Origin of the sequence: Streptomyces sp. NPDC005799 (assembly GCF_040630525.1) — a bacterium.
Classification (GTDB): domain Bacteria; phylum Actinomycetota; class Actinomycetes; order Streptomycetales; family Streptomycetaceae; genus Streptomyces; species Streptomyces griseorubiginosus_B.
In genome coordinates this window covers 1-6,975 of sequence record NZ_JBEXXQ010000125.1, presented here as the reverse complement: position 1 = coordinate 6,975, position 6,975 = coordinate 1, and the positions used below count along the sequence as shown (strand labels likewise).

At 68.9% G+C, this 6,975-nt stretch carries 6 protein-coding genes and 1 pseudogene; 5 read left to right on the top strand and 2 right to left on the bottom strand.

Annotated elements, in window-relative coordinates:
- Positions 1–861 precede the first annotated feature (861 nt).
- Entirely contained in the window at positions 862–1,068 is a 207-nt protein-coding gene (locus tag ABZ453_RS49785) for a hypothetical protein (protein ID WP_359026512.1), read from the bottom strand.
- A 112-nt stretch (positions 1,069–1,180) separates the two neighbouring features.
- Here ABZ453_RS49785 and ABZ453_RS49780 point away from each other — a divergent pair, with 112 nt between their 5' ends.
- On the top strand, positions 1,181–1,861 hold the full coding sequence (locus ABZ453_RS49780) for a glycosyltransferase (protein WP_359026510.1): 681 nt from the start codon (positions 1,181–1,183) through the stop codon (positions 1,859–1,861).
- 834 nt (positions 1,862–2,695) lie between these two features.
- Here the strand turns inward: ABZ453_RS49780 and ABZ453_RS49775 are convergent.
- Positions 2,696–3,400, bottom strand: coding sequence for a hypothetical protein (locus ABZ453_RS49775; RefSeq protein ID WP_359026508.1), 705 nt, complete (start codon positions 3,398–3,400; stop codon positions 2,696–2,698).
- Between the two features lie 265 nt (positions 3,401–3,665).
- Here ABZ453_RS49775 and ABZ453_RS49770 point away from each other — a divergent pair, with 265 nt between their 5' ends.
- From ABZ453_RS49770 to ABZ453_RS49755, 4 genes and pseudogenes are all read left to right on the top strand, one after another.
- Positions 3,666–4,928 (top strand): histidine kinase, encoded by a 1,263-nt coding sequence (locus ABZ453_RS49770; RefSeq protein ID WP_359026506.1) that lies wholly within the window; start codon positions 3,666–3,668, stop codon positions 4,926–4,928.
- The gene (locus tag ABZ453_RS49765) at positions 4,925–5,563 is read left to right on the top strand and encodes a response regulator transcription factor (protein WP_359026514.1); all 639 of its coding nucleotides are present in this window, start codon (positions 4,925–4,927) and stop codon (positions 5,561–5,563) included. Before ABZ453_RS49770 ends, ABZ453_RS49765 begins: the two co-directional genes overlap by 4 nt.
- A gap of 197 nt (positions 5,564–5,760) precedes the next feature.
- Positions 5,761–5,928 (top strand): annotated as a pseudogene (locus tag ABZ453_RS49760) (helix-turn-helix domain-containing protein); the annotation flags it as partial.
- Between the two features lie 418 nt (positions 5,929–6,346).
- On the top strand, positions 6,347–6,799 hold the full coding sequence (locus tag ABZ453_RS49755; protein WP_359026504.1) for a hypothetical protein: 453 nt from the start codon (positions 6,347–6,349) through the stop codon (positions 6,797–6,799).
- The last annotated feature ends 176 nt before the right edge of the window (positions 6,800–6,975 follow it).

The window sequence follows — 6,975 nt, the reverse complement described above, 5'->3', positions numbered from 1 at the left end:
GGCCGGGCCCATGGTGTTGGGGGGTTTGTCGTCGTCGGCGTGAGTTCCGCGGGGCCGGTTGTGGGCTGGGGGAATACCCCTATTCTTTGGGGGCCCGCGTCGGGGGGCCGGGGGGCCGTTCGGCACCCAGGCCCCGAGCTTTCAACACCATCTGCCGGCGAACTGTGCCGGCCTTCTATGTCCGCAGGTTTCGCCTGGGAGGGCGGGGCTGCGGGGATCGCGGATGCGTGACCGGGGACCACCTTCCAATCCGGGGCCTGCGGTACCCGGGCGGACTCTTCCTCGCCCGGGCGATCCTGATGGCGTCTGCTCCTTACTTTCGGTTGATCGTTGTACTGCTGGATCCTGCGGGTAGTGCTCGCGGCCCCTGCGAGGCCGCGTCCTGCTGGACGTGCATGCACGGCAGTTCGTGTCTGCCGTGCCCTCATCGACTTCCTGGGTACAACGGAAACTGTAGCCCTGGGGCGGGCCAATGTCTACTGCGGCCAGTACAGTTTTTCTTTGGATTCGATACGCGCTCTTCTGCCGCGCATGCACCTGAAAGAGTGATGTCTCGGGGTTGGTGCCTGTCTGTCCGGTCGCGGCGGCGCAGTAACTGGCTGTAGCTGCTGTCGGCCGCTCGACCGCTCTGCCGCGCCGGGCCGCCCGCGCACGGGGCGAGGCGGCACAGCGGGTCGGTCATCAGGATTCCTCCATGGATACCCCCGCCTTGGGGCGGGGGAGGAAAGGGACTCCTGCGGAGCAGGGGAGGGAAAGCCGTCGTCGGCGTGGTGGCGGCCGACCGGCGGGCCCAGCGGCACGAGGGGCAGTCGGTCGTGACGTCGCCACACGCGTCGTCCGTCAGGACCGGTGTGGGTAGTCCTAGTGAGGTGAGGAGCGGCGCCGACGGAGGGCGAGCAACGACCGCCTCGTGGCGAGGTCGGTGAGTCGGTCGAGTTCGGCACGCACCTGAAGGATGGCCCTGCTCATCTCCTGGTCCAGGTGTCGCGCCGCCACGGAGGCGAAGGAACGGACCCGTGGGGGTTCGAGGGTGCGGTAGTCAGAGGGCGGATCGTGTACCTCGGCCATGGCGGATCAGATCTCTGGTCGTCGAATGGAGGGCGGATCCCATATGTCCGGTGGGATGGAGTCCATGCCCGCCGCGTGCGCAACGTTCTGGGCGCGCCGTGGACGCGGAGAGATGCACGACGGTTCGACGGGCCGGGTACGGCGGAATCCTTCCTGCCTGTGCAGCGCCTCGCCGCCACCCGCTGACGCGCCCCTCATCGTGCAGGTCTCCCGCTGGGACCCGCTGAAGGACATGGCCGGCGTGCTGACGTCGTTCGCCGAGGCCGGCGGCAGCCTGGACGGGGCCCACCTGGCCCTGGTGGGCCCGGACGTCACCGGTGTCACCGACGATCCCGAAGGCGGGCGGGTCTTCGCGGAATGTGCCGCGCTGTGGCACCGGCTGCCGGATCGGGTGCGAACTCGGGCGCACCTGGTCTGTCTGCCGATGGCCGATGCGGAGGAGAACGCGGTGATCGTCAACGCCCTGCAGTGCTCGGCGGCGGTGGTGACACAGAAGAGCCTGGCGGAGGGATTCGGCCTCACCGTCACGGAGGCCATGTGGAAGGGACGCCCGGTCGTCGCCAGCGCCGTCGGTGGCATCCGTGACCAGATCGAGCACGGAGTCCACGGCATTCTGCTCGACGATCCCCGCGACACCGTGTCCTTCGCCGCGCAGACCAGCAGTCTGGTGGGTGATCACTGCCTTGCGGGTGCTCTGGGGGCCGGTGCCCGGCGCCGGGTCCTGGAGAACTTCCTGGACGACCGTCAACTGCTGCAGCAGACCTCGCTCTACCGGAACGTGGCCGACGTGTGACCGGGCCGGGCCGCACACGGGCGTTCACAGCCGGGTCCGGCGCCCTGGGGCTCCCTGCCGGCACGAGAGCCCTTCACCCCCTTCGGGACCGCATCAGCGCTGGAAGTCGTTTCGCGCGTGGTTGAGGACGCCGGCCAGCCAGTCCGAAGGCATGAAGGCGGGGTCTTGTCGATCTCTGCGAAGACGAGGCCGCGGGTGCGATCGCGGAAGATCGCGCTTTCCTGCCGAAGAGCACGGAAGACGTTCCGCAGGACGATGTGGATGGAGCGGGCCGGCGTCCCGCCTGCGGTTGGCGATGCCAACTTGACGTCGTCCTGGGTGACCTCGCGCAGGCTCTCGGTGCCGTCCGCGAGCCACCCCTTGAGGATCGGGTCCAGAACATGCCGTTAGCGGGCGATGCTCCGGTGGGCTACGCGTGGGTGAGCGGCGGGGCCCCGGTGGGTGCTTCCCCGAAGTCGACGGCGTGGATGACGCCCCGGCCGGAACCGCGGCTGTCGGTCAGCTTCTGCAGGTGCCATCCGGAAGGCCGGCGCGACCCCAGGGCGGGTTCGAGATGTGGTCACAGGGCCTGCCGTATCAGGGCGGGTTGGACGGTGACGTCGTAGCAGACGGCGAGCTTGTCGTAGCCAGTCGCCGATGCCTCGGGCCTGTTTGAGCAAGCCGATCCCGGTTCTCGACTGGGTGCCTGGGCTTGTACTTCTCGCGGTCGAAGCCAGGCGGCTTGCCGCCCTGGCTGCTGCGACGCCGGGGTCCGGCCTGGTCCCGCTTCCCCGAGAGGGTGTGCGGGATGTTCCGCCCCCGCTCTACAGGAGCCACTTCATGGGTGATCGGAGCTCACCAACTGCCCTGGAGGAGCAGCAAGAACCCCGGGTCGGGGTTCACCACGGTGGTCACATTGGCCACGACGACCACCAGCGCACCCACGGCCGGGACTGTCGGCAGCAGGCTGTACCACCGGCGCCGACCCCGACGCCAGGCCACCACGGACAGGCCGATGAGGACGGCTGCCAGGAGCCCGGACAGCACGCCCTTCACCACGTGCCATCGCACGTACTCGTCGAGCATCACGTGCAGCGCGGGCGAGATCGGGCCGTGTGCGAGCTGGTCCCGGGCCTGGGCCAGGTCGGCGGTCAGATCAGCGTTGGCGGGGTGGGATGCCAGAAGCGGCAGCAGCGTGCCAAACGGCGACACGAACCCCTGGACATTCAAGATCAGCAGTGCCGCCGCCGCGAGCGCGAGCACCGCGAGCGGCAGTCGGAACCGCCGCAGCCGGACGGCCAGTGCCACCAGCACCACGAGCAGCGGCAGGGCTATCACCACCCGTACCAGGTGATAGCCGAACTGCTGGTCGACAAGGTGCTGGAGGTCGGGCGGGAAGCCCCGGCCGCCGCCCGAGGACCAGTACGCGGCAAAGGCGCGCGGGAAGTCGTCGAACGGGCCGGGGAAGAACAGCGGCGGCGCCAGGAAGAACGCGACAGCCAGCACAAGGGCCATGGCCAGGAGCCCGGCGTTCAGCCTCCGGGCGTGGGTGGTGCTCAAAGGTGACTCCTCGTCGGATCGGCCGCACAGCGCAGGTGGGCGGGCATGCGCCCAAGCTAGGCGGCCGTCGGCAACCGCCGGCAGCCCGCTGGACCTACTCCTGGGGTAGGTGTGGCACTACCTGCCGGTGGCCGCGCCCGGACCTACCGGTGTGCACGCGGACGAGCTGTGCTGCGGCGCGGGGTGGGAAGGGAGGGCTGGCCCTACCTCAGGACTCGCCCCAGCGTCCTGGCTCGGGCCGACCGGGTGCGCCTAGCCTGGGCCCATGACCTCGGCCGATACCCTGCTCAGGGCGATGATGAGACCTCGGTTCCTGGTCTCGGTGTGGCCATGGCGCGGGGTGGTGTACGCCGCGACGGCGGCAGTGGTGTCGGGCCTGGTCTGGCTCGTGCTGACCTGTCTGCTCGCTCCCCTGGTGCTGGCCGTGGCGGTACTCATGAACGAGGGGACCGACACGGGCTGGTATGCACTGGCCGCGACCGCGCTCGGTCTGCTCGGCGTCAGCCTCCTCGCGCTGGTGGGGCCGTGGCTGGCCCTTGCGGTGGCGGCCGTGGAGCGGTGGCGGTTGCGGCTGGCCGACGACGGGCCGGTCGTCTCGCGGCACAACAACGGCGTCTACACCGATCCGGGTGCCTGGCGGGCGGTGGCGTATCTGCTGCTGCTGGCTGTGATCGCGCCGCTGTGGCTGGGGGTACTGGGGGTCGTCGGCCTGGTGGTGGTCTCCACACCGATCGCGGTGCACCATCAGCTGGCGGCCGCAGCACCGGTGGAGAACGTGGTCTGGCGGGCCGCACTCGGGGTGCTGCTGCTCCCGGCGATGCCGTACCTGACCGCGATGTTCAGTGGAGCGCATGCCGGGCTCGCCCGGTTGCTGCTGCGCGCCGAGCCGGACCCGGCTGCAGCCGAACTGGTCGAGGTGGCTCGGTCGCGGACGCGGCTGGCGGACGCGTTCGACGCCGAGCGCCACCGGATCGAGCGAGACCTGCACGACATCGCTCAGCAGCGGTTGGTGAGCCTGACCATGCAGCTCGGTCTGGCCAAGCTGGACCTGCCGGCCGACTCTCCGGCCAAAGAGCCGATGGCCCTGGCGCACGAACACGCCAAGGCGTTGATGGTCGAACTGCGGGATCTGATCCGGGGGATCAGCCCGCGAACGCTCCGCGAACTGGGGCTGCGCGCCGCGATCGAGGAACTGGCCGCAGGCAGCCCGCTGGAGGTCGAGGTGGACGCCGACCCGGGTCGCTTCCCGCCAGGGGTGGAGACGGTGGCGTTCGCGGCGGTGTCGGAGGCACTGGCCAACGCGGTCAAGCATGCGGCCGCCTGCGAGGCCGCGGTGACCGTCCGACCTTCGGACGGCATACTGACCGTGCAGGTGCGTGACGACGGACGCGGCGGGGCGGACCCGTCGGGGGGTACGGGCCTGACCGGTCTGGCCGACCGCACGGCGGCGGCCGGGGGCCGGCTGCTGATCTCCAGCCCGGTCGGAGGGCCGACGATCGTGCGGGTGGAGCTGCCGTGCACGTTGTGATCGCCGAAGACTCGGTCCTGCTCCGTGAGGGGCTGATCGGACTGCTGCCCCGGTTCGGTTTCGAGGTCGTGGCCGCGGTCGGTGACGCCGACGGGCTGGTCGCGGCGGTACAGCAGACCAGGCCCGACCTGGTGGTCACCGACGTGCGCATGCCACCCGGATTCACCGACGAGGGCCTGCGCGCCGCAGTGGCCTTGCGCAACGCCGACCCCGGCCTGGCGGTGGTGGCGCTGAGCCAGTACGTGCAGCACAGCTACGCCGACGAGCTGCTCGCCTCGGGCCAGGGACGGGCCATCGGGTACCTACTCAAGGACCGGGTGGGCGACGTCGCCGAGTTCGCGGAGATACTGCGGCGGGTGGCCACCGGAGGTACGGTCATCGACTCCGAGGTAGTACGGCAGTTGATGCAACGCCAGCGGGATCCGCTCCGTCACCTGTCGCCGCGGGAGCGTGAGGTGCTGGCGTTGATCGCCGAGGGGCATTCGAACGCGGCGATCGCCCGCATCCTCACCCTGACCGAAGCAGGTGTGGGCAAACACATCGGCAGCCTGCTGGCCAAGCTGAACCTGCCGGTCAGTAGCGACACCAACCGGCGTGTCCAGGCTGTTCTCACGTACCTGAGAGGTCGGCAATGAGCACGGGGCCGCAAGCCAGTCCACCATCATGGCAACCGGCCCCTCCCCGAGGACGAATCCGGCCGACCAGCACCCTCAAGGTGGATTAGGGCAAATGCCGCTGCAATAGCTCGCGGGCGTAGGCTGCAGTTACTGAGCTTGAACTCGGGTTGTCGTAGTCGCGGACAGAGCTTGATCCTCGCGGTACGCCATCTCTTATGAGGTATGCGCAGGGCGGCGGTCTGTCGGATGAGCGCCGGCAGTTCCGCGAGGGGATCCGGTTGAGGGCGGCCGAGCGGTTCGCTGTGGGTGAGTCAAGTTCGGTGATCGTGAAGGAGTTACGGGTCGGCGTCCGATCGGTGCAGCGATGGCGGCGGGCTTGGGACAAGGGCGGTCCACGGGCGCCTCGGTCGGCGGATTCGGCCTCGCCACCGCGGCTTAGTGAAGCCCAGTTCTGTCAGGCTCTCCGGTCACGTCACGAAGAGTCCACACACCTCACCAAGATGACGCGGTGGCTGTCTTGTTCCGTGACGAACGACGAGATCACGCAGTCCTGCTGGTACTGGGGCCCGGACCCGATGGATCCCGAGCCGAAAATTGCCGGACACAGGCAATACGCAAAGGTCCGCCGCGCATGCATGCTGATGTCTGCCGGCAGAAACGGGGGCGTCAGTGGAAGCAACCACAAGCCGCAGTGTGGCGCGTGCACGCATGGGATCGGGCCTGGCGGTGACGGTCCTTCTGCTACCGTTCGGCGGCTACGGGCTGGCCAGGGCGGGGGTAGTCCCGGAAGGTACACCGATCGTGCTCGGCCTGCTGTCCGCGATTGTCGGCTTCGTCCTGCTAACTGCACTGTGCGAGGAGCGAGCCCCGTTCCGGCACTCATCGTCGCACCTGACTGCGCACACCTTGACCGGCGAACGGTCCGTCGACCTAAACCGGATCACCACCGTCCGGCTGCTGACGACCTTCTCGTACGGCAGCACGTACCGGACCCTGTTGGTGCGCGACGCCCACGGTGTGCGATTGGGTGTCACGACCGAGAGAAGCCGCAGGAAGCTGCGCCGAGCGATCGAGAAGGCGGACGCGAACGCCGCGCGAGGGGTCCCCAGACCCCGCGTGAGCCGTGCGGCCAGGGCACATCTGGGCCTTGCCCCGGGGCGAGGTCTCGTCGTCCACACGGTTCTCGCCTTTCTGCTTCTGACAGTGTCCGGAAGCCTGTACGTGATTGCTGCACTCCGACTCGACGGGCAGTAAGCCTTCCCCCGTAATGACCGATGAGCCCCCATGGCCACGACCACGACAGCTCAACTCGTGATCACGATCTACGGCTGGAGTACTAGTACTCCAGCAGCACTTTGACGTTTTCCCTGTTCAGGGGCGGTTTCGGTGAGTGTAGTGGGCTGATGGTCGGCCCGTGTCCTCTTTCCCGG

Coding starts and splice junctions, on each gene's coding strand:
- ABZ453_RS49785 (WP_359026512.1), bottom strand. CDS start 1,068: ATGGCCGAGGTACACGATCCGCCCTCTGACTACCGCACCCTCGAACCC.
- ABZ453_RS49770 (WP_359026506.1), top strand. CDS start 3,666: ATGACCTCGGCCGATACCCTGCTCAGGGCGATGATGAGACCTCGGTTC.
- ABZ453_RS49780 (WP_359026510.1), top strand. CDS start 1,181: ATGCACGACGGTTCGACGGGCCGGGTACGGCGGAATCCTTCCTGCCTG.